At 74.7% G+C, this 14,356-nt stretch carries 8 protein-coding genes and 1 pseudogene; 2 read left to right on the top strand and 7 right to left on the bottom strand.

The window, feature by feature from the left end; genetic code table 11:
* Positions 1–46: 46 nt before the first annotated feature.
* The gene (locus FVS66_RS10060; protein ID WP_149180684.1) at positions 47–1,657 is read left to right on the top strand and encodes an AMP-binding protein; all 1,611 of its coding nucleotides are present in this window, start codon (positions 47–49) and stop codon (positions 1,655–1,657) included.
* Between the two features lie 9 nt (positions 1,658–1,666).
* Entirely contained in the window at positions 1,667–2,509 is an 843-nt protein-coding gene (locus FVS66_RS10055) for a PaaX family transcriptional regulator C-terminal domain-containing protein (protein WP_149180683.1), read from the top strand.
* A 42-nt stretch (positions 2,510–2,551) separates the two neighbouring features.
* Here the strand turns inward: FVS66_RS10055 and FVS66_RS10050 are convergent, their stop codons facing one another.
* The 7 genes and pseudogenes from FVS66_RS10050 to FVS66_RS34905 all read right to left on the bottom strand — a co-directional run.
* Positions 2,552–4,864: a bifunctional salicylyl-CoA 5-hydroxylase/oxidoreductase gene (locus tag FVS66_RS10050; protein WP_149180682.1), complete on the bottom strand. Its 2,313-nt coding sequence runs from the start codon at positions 4,862–4,864 to the stop codon at positions 2,552–2,554.
* A gap of 2 nt (positions 4,865–4,866) precedes the next feature.
* Complete coding sequence (locus FVS66_RS10045; protein ID WP_149180681.1) at positions 4,867–5,694, bottom strand: enoyl-CoA hydratase family protein; 828 nt, start codon at positions 5,692–5,694, stop codon at positions 4,867–4,869.
* Positions 5,695–5,793: 99 nt separating this feature from the next.
* Positions 5,794–6,813, bottom strand: coding sequence for an ornithine carbamoyltransferase (gene argF / locus FVS66_RS10040; RefSeq protein WP_149180680.1), 1,020 nt, complete (start codon positions 6,811–6,813; stop codon positions 5,794–5,796).
* Positions 6,814–6,949: 136 nt separating this feature from the next.
* A complete protein-coding gene (locus FVS66_RS10035) occupies positions 6,950–8,182 on the bottom strand; it encodes an arginine deiminase (RefSeq protein WP_149180679.1) in 1,233 nt (410 codons plus the stop codon).
* Positions 8,183–8,232: 50 nt separating this feature from the next.
* On the bottom strand, positions 8,233–10,938 hold the full coding sequence (locus FVS66_RS10030) for a hypothetical protein (protein WP_149180678.1): 2,706 nt from the start codon (positions 10,936–10,938) through the stop codon (positions 8,233–8,235).
* The gene (locus FVS66_RS10025) at positions 10,938–13,046 is read right to left on the bottom strand and encodes a hypothetical protein (protein WP_262386903.1); all 2,109 of its coding nucleotides are present in this window, start codon (positions 13,044–13,046) and stop codon (positions 10,938–10,940) included. Before FVS66_RS10025 ends, FVS66_RS10030 begins: the two co-directional genes overlap by 1 nt.
* Positions 13,043–14,356, bottom strand: a pseudogene (locus FVS66_RS34905) (hypothetical protein); the annotation flags it as partial. The gene FVS66_RS10025 and the pseudogene FVS66_RS34905, both read right to left, overlap by 4 nt.

Here is a 14,356-nt window from a genome sequence, read left to right as displayed (position 1 = left end):
CGATACGCTCGTGGAGCGAGCCCACCACTGACAAGGGGGCGCACCCATGGATCTGACGCCTTCGGCGCACCTGGACACCTTCCCCCGCGACCATCTGCCGCCCCGTGAGCAGTGGCCGGACCTCCTCTTCGGCCCGCCCGGGCCGCGGTACCCCGAACGGGTCAACTGCGGCGTGGAGCTGCTGGACCGCACGATCGAGCGGTTCGGCGAGGGCCGGCCCGCCTTCCGGGACGGCTCGGGCGCGGTGTGGAGCTACGGCGAGCTGCGCGAGCGCGTGGACCGGATCGCCCGCACCCTCACCTCCGACCTGGGCGTCGTGCCCGGCAACCGGGTGCTGCTGCGCGGCCCCACCACGCCCTGGCTGGCGGCCTGCTGGCTCGCGGTGATGAAGGCCGGCGCCGTGGCGGTGACGGTGCTGGCGCAGCAGCGGCCGCGGGAGCTGGCCGTGATGTGCGAGATGGCGGCCGTCGGTCACGCGCTGTGCGACATCCGGTCGGTCGACGACCTGGTGAAGGCGGAGGTGCCGGGGCTGCGCGTCACGGCGTACGGGGGTGACGCGTCCGACGACCTGCTGCGGCTCGCGGCGCGACGGCCGCCGGACCCGTACGAGGGGGTGGACACGGCCGCCGACGATGTCGCGCTCATCGCCTTCACGTCCGGGACGACCGGGCGGCCCAAGGGGTGCATGCACTTCCACCGGGATGTGCTGGCCGTCGCGGACACGTTCTCGGCGCAGGTGCTGAAGCCGGAACCGGACGACCTGTTCGGGGGATCGCCGCCGCTCGGGTTCACATTCGGGCTCGGCGGGCTGGTCGTCTTCCCGCTGCGCGCGGGCGCGTCCACGCTGCTGCTTGAGCAGGCGGGCCCGAAGCACTTGCTCCCGGCTGTCGCCGAGCACCGCGTATCGGTGCTGTTCACGGCGCCGACCGCGTACCGGGCGATGCTGGACGACGTCGACGCGTACGACACCTCCTCGCTGCGGCTGTGCGTGTCGGCGGGCGAGAACCTGCCGGAGGCGACCTGGCACGCCTGGCGCGAGCGGACCGGGCTGCGGCTGATCAACGGCATCGGCGCGACCGAACTGCTGCACATCTTCATCTCGGCCGCCGGGGACGCCTTCAGGCCCGGCACGACCGGGGTGCCCGTGCCGGGGTGGCACGCCCGCGTGGTGGACGCCGCGGGGCGGCCGGTCCCGGACGGCGAGGAGGGGCTGCTGGCGGTGCGCGGCCCGGTCGGATGCCGCTATCTGGCCGACGAGCGGCAGCGGGAGTACGTCCGCGACGGCTGGAACCTCACCGGCGACACGTATGTCCGCGAGCCCGACGGCTGTCTGCGGTACGTCGCGCGCGCCGACGACATGATCATCTCCGCCGGGTACAACATCGCGGGCCCGCAGGTCGAGGAGGCGCTGCTGGCCCACCCCGACGTACTGGAGGCGGCGGTCGTGGGCCGGGCGGACGAACTGCGCGGCCAGGTGGTCGTGGCGTACACGGTCCTGCGGGACGGGCTGCCGCGCGACGAGGACACGGCCGAGGCACTGCGCGCATTCGTACGGTCGCGGCTCGTGCCGTACAAGTGCCCGCGCGATATCGTGTTCCTCGACGCCCTGCCGCGTACGGCGACGGGGAAGCTGCAGCGGTTCAAGCTGCGTGCCTAAAGTGATCGCGTGGCCGAGCAGCACACTCCGCGTTCCCTGATCGTCTCCCTGTACGGCGCGTACGGGAGGACGCCCGACAACGCCCCCATGCCGGTGGCCGAGCTGATCCGGCTCATGGGTGCGCTGGGCGTCGACGCCCCGTCCGTACGGTCGTCGGTGTCCCGCCTGAAACGGCGCGGCCTGCTGGTGCCGGAGCGCACCGCCGACGGGGCGGCCGGGTACGCCCTGTCGGCGGACGCCCGCCAGCTCCTGGACGACGGAGACCGCCGCATCTACGCGCGCGAAGAGCCCCGGCCGGGCGACGGCTGGGTGCTGGCGGTGTTCTCCGTCCCGGAGGCGGAGCGCCACAAGCGTCATCTGCTGCGCTCCCGCCTCGCCCGGCTGGGCTTCGGCTCGGCGGCCCCCGGCGTGTGGATCGCCCCGGCGGCCCTCCACGAGGAGACCCGCCACACCCTCCGGCGACTCCACCTGGACCCGTACGTCGACCTGTTCCGCGGCGAGCACCTGGGCTTCACCGCGACGGCGGAGGCGGTGGCCCGCTGGTGGGACCTGGCCGCCATCGCCAAGCAGCACGAGGAGTTCCTGGACCGCCACGAGCCGGTACTGCGCCGCTGGCACTGGCAGAAGTCCCCGGGCCCGCCGGAGGAGGCGTACCGCGACTACCTGCTCGCCCTCGACTCCTGGCGCCGCCTCCCGTACGCCGACCCGGGCCTGCCGGAGGAGCTCCTTCCGGCGGGCTGGCCGGGCCGCAGGGCGGCGGAGGTCTTCGGCGAGCTGCACACCCGGCTGCGGGACGCGGGGGCGGAGTTCGTGCGGCCGTACGGGGCAGCGGGGCGTCGCGACGGGGCGTGACAACCGTCCGGCCGGGCGCCGCGGGCCGTGTCGCCGGCTGCCTCACGGGCCCCTGAGCGTCAGCCGGGGCTTCGGGGCGTCCGTGCGGCCCGTAGGGGGTTTGCGGCTGCCCGCCCGGTACGGGGACGGCCAGGGGGCGGCCGGACCCGTGTAGGACTGGTCGGCGGCGGCGTGGAGGGTCCAGTGGGGGTCGTACAGGTGGGGGCGGGCCAGGGCGCAGAGGTCGGCGCGGCCCGCCAGGAGGAGGCTGTTGACGTCGTCCCAGGACGAGATCGCGCCTACGGCGATGACGGGGACGCCGAGGGCGTTGCGGATGCGGTCGGCGTACGGAGTCTGGTAGGAGCGGCCGTACTCGGGTTGTTCGTCGGCGACGACCTGGCCGGTGGAGATGTCGAGGGCGTCGGCGCCGTGCGCGGTGAAGGCGCGGGCGATCTCGACGGCGTCGTCGGCGGTGGTGCCGCCCGGGGCCCAGTCGGTGGCGGACACACGGACGGTCATGGGGCGGTCGTCGGGCCACACCTCGCGGACCGCGTCGAAGACCTCCAGGGGGTAGCGGAGCCGGTTCTGCAGGGGGCCGCCGTACGCGTCGGTGCGGTGGTTCGTGAGCGGGGAGAGGAAGCCGGAGAGCAGGTAGCCGTGGGCACAGTGGAGTTCCAGGAGGTCGAAGTCCGCCTCCGCGGCGTGGCGGGCCGCCCTGACGAACTGCTCGCGGACGGCACGCAGACCGGCTCGGTCCAGGGTGTGCGGGGTCTGGTTGACACCCGGGCGGTACGGCAGCGGGGACGCGGCGACCACGGGCCAGTTGCCCTCGTCCAGTGGCTGGTCCATGCCCTCCCACATGAGCTTGGTGGAGCCCTTGCGGCCGGAGTGGCCCAGTTGGACACCGATCGCCGTCGAGGGTGACCGGGTGTGGGTGAACTCCGTGATGCGGCGCCACGCCGCGGCCTGCTCCCGGGTGTAGAGGCCCGCGCAGCCCGGGGTGATGCGGCCCTCCGGGCTGACGCAGACCATCTCGGTCATGACCAGTCCGGCGCCGCCCAGCGCCCGGGCTCCCAGGTGGACGAGGTGGAAGTCGCCGGGGACGCCGTCGACGGCCGAGTACATGTCCATGGGTGAGACCACGACCCGGTTGCGCAGGGTCAGCCCGCGCAGCCGGAACGGCGTGAACATGGGCGGTGTGCCCGGCGGGCAGCCGAAGTCGCGTTCCACCGCGCCGGTGAAGCCCGGGTCGCGGAGCCGCAGGTTGTCGTGGGTGACGCGGCGGCTGCGCGTGAGGAGGTTGAACGCGAACCGGCGGGGCGGCTGGTCGACGTACCCGGCGAGCTCCTCGAACCAGCGGAGGCTCGCCGCCGCCGCCCGCTGCGTGGACTCGACGACCGGGCGGCGCTCGGTCTCGTACGCCTGGAGGGCCCGGTCGAGGCTCGGCTGCTCCTCGACGCAGGCGGCCAGGGCGAGCGCGTCCTCGACGGCGAGCTTCGTGCCGGAGCCGATGGAGAAGTGCGCGGTGTGCGCGGCGTCGCCGAGGAGGACGATGTTGCCGTGCGACCAGCGGTCGTTGACGACCGTGCGGAAGGTCGTCCAGGTGGAGTTGTTCGAGCGGAGGGGACGGCCGCGGAGCGCCTCCGAGAAGATCTTGGCGCAGCGGGCGACGGACTCGTCCGTGCTGAGCTCGTCGAAGCCCGCGGCCCGCCAGACCTCTTCCCGGGTCTCGACGATGACGGTCGACGCGCCGGAATGACTCCGCGGCCGAAGGTCGGGCGACGGGCGGGCGTAGGGGTAGCCGTGGAGCTGCAGCACGCCGTGCTCGGTCTCGGCGATGTCGAAGCGGAACGCGTCGAAGGCGAAGTCGGCGGCGAGCCAGATGTAGCGGCAGCGGTGTGCGGTGAGGCGCGGACGGAACACGTCCGCGTGGGCGTCGCGGGTGCGGCTGTGGATGCCGTCGGCGGCGATGACCAGGTCGTACGCCATGGCCAGCTCGGCGGCCGGCGGGGCCTCGGCGCGGAAGCGGAGCCGTACGCCCAGCTCGGTGCAGCGGGCGTGCAGGATCTCCAGGAGCCGGTGGCGGCCGAGCGCGGCGAAGCCGTGGCCGCCGGAGGTCAGGAGCCGGCCGCGGTGGACGATGTCGATGTCGTCCCAGCGGACGAACTCCCGCCGGAGGGCCCGGTACACGTCCGGGTCGGCGTGCTCGATACCGCCGAGGGTCTCGTCGGACAGGACGACACCGAAGCCGAACGTGTCGTCGGGGGCGTCGCGCTCCCAGACGGTGACGTCCCGCTCGGGGTCGAGGCGCTTGAGGAGGGCCGCGGCGTACAGGCCGCCGGGGCCGCCCCCGATGACCGCCACACGCAGGGCCATGGTCACCGCCCCCGCCACTTGGGGGGCCGCTTCTCGGTGAACGCGGCGTGGAACTCGGCGTAGTCGTCGCCGTTCATCAGGAGGGCCTGCGTGGCCGCGTCGAGTTCGACGGACGCCGCGAGGGGCATGTCGAGCTCGGCGGTGAGCAGCGCCTTCGTCTGCGCGTACGCGAGGGCCGGACCGTCGGCGAGACGGCGGGCCAGCTCGGCGGCGCGGGTGCCGGCCCGGCCCTCGTCGGTGAGTTCGCTGATCAGGCCGATCCGTTCGGCCTCGGGCGCGCGGACCGGTTCGCCGAGCATGAGGAGCCGGGTGGCGTGGCCGAGCCCGACGACGCGGGGGAGGAGGTAGGCGGCGCCCATGTCGCCGCCGGACAGGCCCACCTTGGTGAAGAGGAACGCGAAACGGGCGGACGGGTCGGCGATCCGGAAGTCCGCGGCGAGTGCCAGCACCGCCCCGGCGCCCGCGGCGACACCGTGCACCGCGGCGATCACGGGGAAGGGGCACTCGCGCACCGCCCGGACGACCTGGCCGGTCATCCGGTTGAAGTCGAGAAGCTGCGCGGTGTCCATGGCGAGGGTGGCGCCGATGATGTCGTCGACGTCGCCGCCCGAGCAGAAGCCCCGGCCCTCGCCGCCGAGGACGAGGGCCCGGACAGAGCGGTCGCGGGACAGCTGGGCGAGGAGGTCGCGGAGGTCGGCGTAGGCGCCGAAGGTGAGTGCGTTGAGCTTCGCGGGGCGGTCGAGGGTGACGGTGGCGACACCGTCGTCGACCGTCAGCCTCAGATGCCGCCACTCCTCGGTGCGGGGCACGGAACCGGTGAACGGGCTCATGCGGTGCGGCCTCCCTCGACGTCGTCGTCGTGCTGCTTGCCGCTTCTCTGCTTCTCTGCCTCTCTCCCTGTCGACGCTATCACTCCTGCGTGACTGTCGTCACGACTGCGCGATATCCGGCCCCGCGAGTGTCGCCACCATGACGGCCTTGATGGTGTGCAGCCGGTTCTCGGCCTGGTCGAAGACGACGGAGTGCGCGGACTCGAAGACCTCGTCGGTCACCTCCAGCTCGGCCAGGCCGTACCGCTCGTGGACCTCGCGGCCGACGGCCGTGCCCAGGTCGTGGAAGGCGGGCAGGCAGTGCAGAAACTTGACCTGCGGGTTTCCGGTCGCACGGAGGACGTCCATGGTGACCGCGTACGGGGCGAGAGCGGCGATCCGCTCGGCCCACACCTCCTTGGACTCACCCATGGAGACCCACACGTCGGTGGCCACGAAGTCGGCTCCCTGGACGCCCTCGGCGACGTCCTCGGTGAGCGTGACGCGGGCGCCGCTCGCCTCGGCGGCTTTCCGGGCCTGGGCGAGAACGCCCTCGTCGGGCCAGTACGCCTTGGGGGCGACGACCCGGATGTCCATGCCCAGGAGGGCGCCGGTGACGAGGTAGGAGTTGCCCATGTTGTAGCGGGCGTCACCCAGGTAGGCGAAGGCGACCCGGTCGAGGGGCTTGTCGGTGTGCTCGGTGACCGTGAGCACGTCGGCGAGCATCTGCGTGGGATGCCAGTCGTCGGTCAGCCCGTTGTAGACGGGGACGCCGGCGTGTGCCGCGAGCTCCTCCACGGCCGGCTGACTGTCGCCGCGGTACTCGATGGCGTCGAACATGCGACCGAGGACGCGCGCGGTGTCCTTGACGGACTCCTTGTGGCCGATCTGGGAGCCGCTCGGGTCGAGGTACGTGGTGGAGGCGCCCTGGTCGGCGGCGGCGACCTCGAAGGCGCAGCGGGTGCGGGTGGAGGTCTTCTCGAAGATGAGCGCGATGTTCCTGCCGCGCAGCCGCCGGACCTCGGCACCCGCCTTCTTGGCCGCCTTGAGCTCCGCGGCCAGGTCGACGAGGCCGCGGAACTCTTCGGCGGTGAAGTCCAGCTCCTTGAGGAAGTGGCGGCCGGTGAGGTCGGTGGCCATGGGGGGCTCCTGGGGTCTGCGGACGGGGCTATGGAAGTCTATACGACATTAGGCATTCTTATACAGACTGGTGGTGCCCCGTCCCGGGCAGCTCGGCAGTTCGGCGGCGCGTCGGCTCCTCGGCTCGCGTCGCTCGTCAGACCCCGTCCCGTTCGATGGGACAGCTCATGCAGCGCGGGCCGCCGCGGCCCCGGCCCAGTTCGCTGCCGGGGATCTCGATCACCTCGATGCCCTCTCGGCGCAGATGGGTGTTGGTGGTGACGTTGCGCTCGTACGCGATGACGACACCGGGCTCGACCGCGAGGACGTTGCAGCCGTCGTCCCACTGCTCGCGCTCCGCCGCGTGCACGTCCTGGATGGCCGTCAGCACGCGGATGGAGGGCAGCCCCAGCGCCTCCGCTATGGCGCGGTGCATGTGCTCCGGCGGATGATCGGTGACCTTCAGGACCTGGCCGCGCTCGCCGGGTTCGATCGTGTACGAGCGGAGCATGCCGAGGCCCGCGTACTTGGTGAACGTGTCGCCCGCGACCATCGTCATGACCGTGTCCAGGTGCATCAGCGCCCGGCTCTTCGGCATGTCCAGGGCGATGATGGTGTGCGCCGAGCCGGCGGCGAACAGCCCGCGCGCGAGCATCTCGACGGCCTGCGGGGTCGTGCGCTCGCTCATACCGATGAGCACCGCGCCGTTGCCGAGGACCAGGACGTCGCCGCCCTCGATGGTGGACGGGTAGTCCTCCAGACCCTCCGACCAGTGGTGGAAGGCGCCGGCCTCGGGGCCCGTGAAGAGCGGGTGGTGCTTGTAGATCGCCTCGAAGTGGACCGTCTCACGCTGACGCGCGGGCCAGCGCATGGCGTTGATCGACACGCCGTCGTAGATCCAGGTGGAGGTGTCGCGGGTGAAGAGGTGGTTCGGGAGGGGCGGGAGAAGGAAGTCGTCCAGGTCCATGACGTGGAAGCGGACCGAGGTCGGCTCGGGGTGGCCGGCCAGGTACTCCCGCTTGGTGACGCCACCGACCAGGGCCTCCACGAGGCCGGGGGTGTCCATCGCCTCGAAGACGGAGCGGAGGTGGTCCGTGGCGAGGGGGCCGTACTCCTTCTCGTCGAAGACCCGGTCGAGGACGAGCTTGCGCGCGGATGGCAGGTCGAGTGCCTCGCGCAGCAGGTCGCCGAAGAGGTACACCTCGACACCGCGGTCGTTGAGGACGTCGGCGAAGCCGTCGTGCTCCTGGCGGGCGCGGCGTACCCAGAGGACGTCGTCGAAGAGCAGCTCCTCCTTGTTGGTCGGGGTGAGGCGCTTCAGCTCCAGGTCGGGGCGGTGCAGGATGACGCGGCGCAGCCGCCCGGTCTCGGAATCGACATGGAATCCCATTCCCCCATCCTGGCCGAGCCGAGCGCCCGACGCACCGTCATGGTCACTTTCTAGGACCCCAGCAGCAGCACGAGGACGGTGACGAGCAGGGCGACGATGATGCCGACAAGGACGCCCATGACGATGTACGGCCTGATGTCGTCGGCTGCCCGTGAGCGCGCCGCCGCCCTGCCGGGCGGGTCGGCACCCTCCGGGCGGGGGGCCTCACCCGGCGGGCGGGGGGTGGCCCGGCCGGGCGGCCGGTGCCCGGTGGGCCGGTGGCCGGCGGGCGGGACGGGGGGCGGGACGGCGGTCCGGGGCTCGGTGCCGGGCCGGGGCGGCTGCCCGAGGGCTCCTCCGGGCCGCTCGTCCGGCTGCCGGGGCGGCCGCCCGGGCCCGGGCTCGTCGCGGGGGCGGCGCGGGTCCGCCGACCGGTCGGGGTCCCCTTGGCGCCGTGGTTCGCCGGACGCGTCGGTGGCCGCCATCCGGTGCCGGCCACCGGCCTTGGGCGCGGGCTCGCCGTCCCACGAGCGGCCGGGTCCGTCAGGCGGGTCGGCACCCCGCGACCCGCCTGGCGAACGGTCCGGCGACATCGGCTGGTCGCCACCGCGCTGGTCCATGTCCGACGGGCCCTGGCGGACGCCCGACCGGAGCGCGGACGGGCCGTCCACCGCCGGGACGACGCCGTCGGGCCCTGCTCCGGAGACGGCCGGTCCAGCGCCCCGGGAACGGCCGTCCCCCGCCCCGCCGGGGTCACCCCGCCCATGCCCTGAATCCGGTGGGCGGCCGTCCCGCGAACCCTCCGAGGGCGTCCGGCGCTCGGCGGCACCCTGCCAACCGGGGCCACCCAGCCGGTCCACGTGCGGGCTGCCCCGTCCCCCGCCCGGCCCGGGCGGGGGACGGTCGTCCCCGGTGCGGGCGGCGCCGCCACCGGCGCTCTGGGCAGGGCCGTCCCAGGTACCGCCCCGGGGCGGCGTCCGGGGCGCCGTCCGGGGTGACTGCGGGTCGGGGGCCCGGCCACCGTCGAGGCCGGTCGTGGGGCCTGAGGGGTGTCCGTCCCAGGAGCGGTCCGGACGGCGGGCGTCCCCCGGCCCTCCGGGCGCGCCCGGCGGGGCGGCGTTCGGAGGGCCGGAGCGCGGTCGGCCCTCCCCCTCGTACGTCTGCTGTGGCGGGGGCGCGGGGCGGCTGTCCGGGGCGTCGTCGGAGCGGGGCCCGCGATCGCGGGAATGGGCGCCGCGGCGGGCCCGGGTGGCCTTGAGGAGAGCCTGCCAGGTGGCTTCCGGGAGGCCGGGGGCGGGACTGTCGGTGATCTGGCGGACGGCGGCACGGGCAGCGCGGTGCGGGGCCGTGACCAGACGAGGAAGCAGATACGTCACACGGGCGGCCAGCTCCGGGTCGTCCAGCACCGGGCGTACCGCCCAGCGGTAGACCGACGCGGCGTTCGCGGCGCGCACGTCGTCGCCGGGGTGGCCGTGACCCGCCCGGTCGGTGACGTACAGCTCCTGGTCCAGCAGTACGGCGCCCAGCGCCGTGCGCTGTTCACGGCCCCAGGAGGGCCACCGCTCGGCCACCTCGGTCATCAGCAGCGTGAGCGCCTCGTATCCGGCGCCCATGCCCAGAGCCCCCAGCAGTTCGTCGTCCGGGGCGGCGGACACCGCCTCGCCCGCGTGCGCCCCGAACGGGTCCTGGACGGCCGCCAGCAGGTCCCCGCGCCCGGGCCTGCGGCGCGGCCCGGGGCCGGCGCCGCCCAGCCATCTGGGCATCCGCGGCCGGTCCCGGTCCTCCGACGGTGCGGGCCACTCCGGGGCGGCCACCGGGACCGGAGGCCGTGGCCGGGGCCGAGGGGAGGGCGGGCTGGGCGGTAGCGGAGGCGGGGCGGCGTCCTGGTCCGGCGGCCCGAGGGCCGACAGCGCCGCCTCCGCCAGGGCCAGCAGCGACATCGGGCCGCCCCGACTCGCGCGGTGCCGGGCCGCCACGCGCTGGAGGGCCGCCCCCACCTCGTACTCCTCCCGCAGCTGGTGGCGGACCAGCCGGTCCGCGACGGCCTCGGCGCGGTCGCCGCACCGCTCGGCGGGGTCCGTACGGCGCCGGGCGCTGTGCCCGGACGCCTCACCGGTCCAGCGGCTGACGAACACGAAACGCAGCTGCTCGGTCTCGGCGGTGTCGTGCGTGGCGAAAGTCCACCGCCGGCCGACCTGGCCGCCGAAGATGCCGTGCAGGCCCCACAACACCCGGCAGGCGGCCGTGCCCGACGGGTCGAGCAGCGTGAACCCCGCCTTCGGGTCGCGCAGGAACTCCGCGACCGCGCCGGTCAGTTCGCGGCGCACCTGCGCGAGCCCACCGGTCAGGAGCCGCTGCCCGTCGTCGGCCGCGGGCAGCAGCGCGGCCTCGTCGACCTTCGGCAGGGTGCCCCGTACCTCCGCGAGCGGCAGCCCGCCGCCGTCCCAGGACCAGGTGTGCAGGCCCAGGCAGGTCGCGGGGTCGAGCACGGCCGACGGGCCCATCAGGGCATGACAGACCGTGCTCGCACGCACGCCCGCGTCGCGCCACGGCGCCCGGTGCACGAGCATCACCGTGTCGCCGCTCTCCAGGCGCAGCAGGGCCGGCGCGGTCGCCTCACCGGTGGCCCGGAGGAGCGCGCCCGTCCTGCGGAACACGGCGTCGGCCCGCTCCGGGGGGCACGAGCAGGCGACCGGACCGAAGCCGGTGGTGCCCGAGAGATTGTCGGTGTCCCAGCGGAAGACGATCTGGTCCACCAGCCTGGCCTGAGGGGACATCAGATCCCTACCTCTCCGTGGTCCACTCCGGGCAGGAGCCCGCACATCGCGAAGATCGACAGCAGTGGCGCCAGCACCCTGCGGGGCCGCACGCCGTGCGGGAACCGGTCGTCCCGCGCCTGCCCGCCGGTCGCCGCGACGAAGTGCAGCGTGCAGCGGGCGCAGTCGTCGAAGGGCCTGAGCCACGCGGGCGTCGCGTGCCGGGCCACGAACGCGTGGACGTCCCGGCTCTCGTCGTGCACCTCGTCGGCCCGGTACGCCGGGGGCAGGGCGCGGCCGAGCCACTGGTCGACGGCCGGTTCCACCCGTACGAGGTCGCTCTTGTTGACGGCGACCGCGGCCGGTGCGGCGATGTAGGGGCCGCCGTTGCGCGGGATCCGGTTGAGGACGGTCGTGAACGCCTCGTCGCCCAGGTCCCGCCGCCGCAGCCCGTTCAGCGCGCGCACCGGGTCCAGAGAGGCCAGCCGCAGCGCCCGCAGCGGGTCCAGGACGAAGATGAACGCGTCGACGCCCATCAGGAACCTGGTCACGTCCCCGTCGTGGGCCAGGTCCTCGCCCGCCAGGTCGAAGAAGACGACGGGCCGGGTGGCGCCGCGGCCGGTGACGAGCAGCCCGTCGGCGAACCGGGCGAACGTCTGCTGCCCGGTCCTGCCGAGTTCCCTGCCCTGCTGGAGGCTCTGCACCCGCTCGCGCAGGAACGTGCGGTGGGTGTCCGGGTTCAGCGGCAGGCACTTGAGCCCGTACGGTTCGAGGCCGCCCTGCTCGACCTCGCCGAGCATCGCGGCGAGGAGATGGGTCTTGCCCACGCCGGAGCTGCCGACGAGGGCGATGGACAGCGGCCTGCCGTTGAGGAGGTAGGGGACGGGCAGCTCGTGCAGATTGTCCTCGTCGGCGTACGGGCACAGCTGGAAGGCCGTGCGCAGTGCGTCGTGGAGGTGCGCCGGCCGGTGTTCGCGGCTCAGGTCGAGGGGGATGCGGTCGCCCTTGGGGTCGATGGTCACGAGCCGCGTCGGGTCGTACGCGACGGGCAGCAGGCAGTGGGGGCAGAGGCGTTCCGCCGTGGCCGCCTCCGGCCCCGGCGGCAGCGACGCCGCGCGTGCGGGTGGGACGGGTGAGGCGGGCGGTGCGGAAGGGCGGGCCGGCGTACGGCGGTTGAACCACCGGGAGCGGGCGGCCGGCATATATTCCTGGGGCCGCGGGTGCACCGGCCGGTCGAGGCCGAGCTGGGCGCGTTTGCGGGCCAGCTGCGCGTCGTAGTCGGCGCGGCCGCGGCTCAGCGGGTCGGGGCCGCGGACGGACACGGCGAGCGGGTCGGTGACGTTCAGCAGGCGCATCAGCTCGGTGGGGGCCGGGCGCCCGGCGGCCCGCGGGGCGAAGGCGCCGCTGTCGGCGAGCGCCGCGAGGCCGCGGAAGTCGGCCAGGTCCGCGGGCGGGCCCATGCCCCGGTCGGGGCGGCCGGCGAGCAGGGAGTACATGAGCTGGGCGACCGACCACAGGTCGTCGCGCGGGTCGGCGTCCCCGGTGCCCTCACGCTGCTCGGGCGACGCCCACGGGGCCACGCCGAACCCCTCGCGCGGCTCACCGGCCCGCAGCGCCGCGTACGGCTCGGCGAGGCGTACGTGCCTGCCGTCCCAGCGGACGGTGTCCGGGCCGATGGCGCGGTGCACGAGCCCGGCCGCCTCCAGGAGCCGTACGGCCAGGGTGAGCTGGGCTGCGACCTGCTGCTGGTCCTCGACGCCGAGGGCGCCGGAGTGCGCGGCGAGGGGCTCGCCGTCGGAGATCCGGTAGAGGATGAACGGCTCGGGCGCCTCCAGGTCGTAGCCGACGATCCGGGTGAAGACCTCGCCGAACCGCTCGTGCCCGTAGCGGCGTTCCAGCGCGACGGCCGCCGCGGCCTCCCGCTCCAGGGCGCTGTGCGCCTGCGGGTCGCCCGGGGCGATGCGGTACTGGAGGACGGTCCAGTCGAGGCCGAGTGTGGCGGTGCGGGCGAGCCGGCCGGGGCGTCCCGGCGCGTCGCGGTCGGGGCCGAACCGGGCGGCGAAGCGCACCAGGTTGCCCTTGTGGGTGAGGAACGACAGTTCGTCGTCGCCGTGCGCGGGGTAGGTCATGACGGCTCCCCCGCGTCGCCCGGTGCGTCCTCGCGGACCGTGCGGACGGCGTCGCCGCGCAGCGGTACGAGGCCGAGCACGCCGGCGTGGCGGCCCGCGGGCGTCCACACCGTGTCCTCCGCGAACTCGGGATACTCGGCGTACTTGACGTACTTGGCGTACTCGGCGCGCGGTTCGGCGGCCGTCCTGTGGTCGTCGTGCTCGTCCGCGCCGCGCCGGAAGGCCTCCGGCACGAACCGGACGTGCCGCACGGCCAGCGGGTCGGCGGACAGCAGCCGCCGGTGCTGCGGCCCGCAGAGCGGCACCGTCGGCTCGGTGTCGCCGCCCGGGGCGAGCAGTTCGGCGACCCGGTCCGGGGCGACACCGGTCAGCCGGGCGGCGTCGGGACGCCGTACGGGATGCGGGGCGTGCGGGGGCGGTGAGGTCGCCGCGTCCCGCAGGAGGCGGCCGTGCACCTCGTCCAGCAGGTCGCGCATCGCCCCGTCGAGCGGGGCGCGGCCCGCGCGTGCCGGGTCGCGTTCGATCCGCGCCCAGCAGGGGGTGAGGATGCGACGCGTCCCGGATGCGAGGTCGGCGACGAGGGTGTCGACCAGGTCGGGTCCGCCGTCGCCGCGCTCCCGCTCCAGCCACGGCGGGTCCTCGATGTGGCCGGGCGGCTGCCACGGCGGCCACTCCTCGTCGGCGGTCTCGTACTCCGTGCCGTGGGCGGTGCCGTGGGCCGTGCCGTGGGCAGCCTCGTACGGCGTGCCGTCGGCCGGGGTGCCGGCCGTCCAGTCGCCCCGGCCGTCGGCGGCCCAGTCTTCCAGGTCCTCGGCGACGGCCTCCAGGGCCACAGGCGGGGCGGTCGGGTACGGGTCGGACGCGGCCGGGGCGGCGGCGTACCAGCCGTCGTCGGCCGCGCTGTCGCTCCAGGTGTCCCAGTCCCAGGTCTCGGCGGCGCCGTCATCCGGCTCGGCCGGGGCAGTGGCCGTAGCCGTGGCCGGAGCCGACCGGGCTTCCGGCGACGGCCTGGCGGGGGTGTCGCCCTCGCCGTACATGTCGGCGGTCGCGGCCAGGCCGCGCAGCAGCAGACCGGCCGCGCGGGCGCCGTCCGAGCAGTGGTGCCGGGCGTCGGCGAACAGCCAGTCGTGGACGGCGGTCTCGGCCAGCAGCCGGTCGATACCGGCGACGACGCGGGCCGCGTGGTCGGCGTCGGTGCTCCGCCACCACGCGTCGACGGCGCGGGTCCAGTCCCGTACCGCGAGGACGACGACGGCGGCGAACGCCAGGAGGGCGGCGCCCGCCCCGGCCCAGGCGGGCGGTCCCAGCAG

This window comes from Streptomyces sp. TRM49041 (assembly GCF_008271805.1).
Taxonomy (GTDB): Bacteria; Actinomycetota; Actinomycetes; order Streptomycetales; family Streptomycetaceae; genus Streptomyces.
Note: the sequence above shows the minus strand (reverse complement) of the source record. Positions and strands in the feature narration are given on the sequence as shown.